The sequence below is a fragment of the Legionella sp. genome (assembly GCF_965140895.1).
GTDB lineage: Bacteria > Pseudomonadota > Gammaproteobacteria > Legionellales > Legionellaceae > Legionella.
The window spans coordinates 1-1,268 of record NZ_CBCSKT010000131.1 but is presented as its reverse complement, the minus strand read 5'-3'; the positions used below and the strand labels follow the sequence as shown (position 1 = coordinate 1,268).

Below are 1,268 nucleotides of genomic sequence, written 5' to 3'. Positions count from 1 at the left end.
GTGCTGCAACTCGAAATTAAAGAGAATGAGGTCGACAAGGCTGAACTAATTAGAAAAGATAATCAACATAAACTGAATCAACTTAGAGAAATTTCTCGTCAAATAACGATACTGAAAACACGGAGGCAAACTTCCGTTAATGCGATCACATCAGCCCAACAATTAGTAAAAAATTTCGAGATTGATAACGCTCAGCTTATTGCTAATGTCGATGCGGAAAAAATAGTGATTATTGATAATCAAGCCATTAGCTCCGCATATACTCAGTTCGTAAACAAATTGGATGAGTATTGCAATAAACTCCCAGAGAAGCTTGTTGCTGACCTTGGTGAAACAGTCACCAAAATTTATAATGCTTTCAATCGAAATGATTCAACTAATGAACTCTTGGCACATGTCAAGCTACCACTAACACAAAATCAACGATTGGAAATTGCTTTTCAAAATGCCCCAACCAAATATTACGATGCCCTGCACATTCTCAGTGAAGGACATATACGTTGTCTTGGTCTGGCAATTTTATTATCAAAAAATCTAAAAGAAAATGCCCCTATACTGATATTTGACGACCCGGTAAATGCAATAGATGATGAGCATCGTGAATCAATTCGTAGAACCCTTTTCGAAGACCCTTATTTTGCTACAAAGCAGGTGATTCTAACATGCCATGGTGAAGAGTTTTTTAAAGATATTTGTAATCAGCTACCTGTTCAAACTGTAAATCAAAGTAAACTCCTAACATTTTTGCCGCGTAGAGACAAATCACATATCCGTGTTAATTTTAATTGCTCTCCAAGAAACTACATTATAGCAGCTCGCACTCACATTAATCGTAATGAAGTAAGAGATGCATTATCAAAATCTCGTCAAGCTTTGGAATCACTTACTCTAGAAAGAGTCTGGAAATATGTTAATAAACATGGCGATGGAAATTTATCTCTCAAATTGCGCTCAGCTAAAGCTCCAATAGAACTTCGTAATCTTACTGAACAACTGAAAAGCAAGATTGACAAAGATACTTTTGGAGATCTCAAAAAAGCTGCCATTTTAAGCCCTCTTAATACTCTATTAGGTATAAATGGTGAGTCACGAGAATGGCGCTACCTTAATAAAGGCACACATGATGAAAAGGATCGTGCTGAATTTGACACTCATGCTGTTGAAACAATTATCTCCTCACTAGAGCATCTTGATAAAGCTCTAATATCATAATAGATGCTAACTAAACAAACCTTTAGTGAAAATGTCACCTATGGAGTAGTTCAAAT

Annotated in this window: 1 protein-coding gene; it reads left to right on the top strand. The window is 36.0% G+C overall.

What is annotated here, in order from left to right; all coding sequences use genetic code 11:
• A partial coding sequence (locus ACQY7T_RS12720; RefSeq protein WP_428413889.1) for a hypothetical protein occupies nt 1-1,212 on the top strand: 1,212 nt, incomplete at its 5' end.
• Between the last annotated feature and the right edge of the window lie 56 nt (nt 1,213-1,268).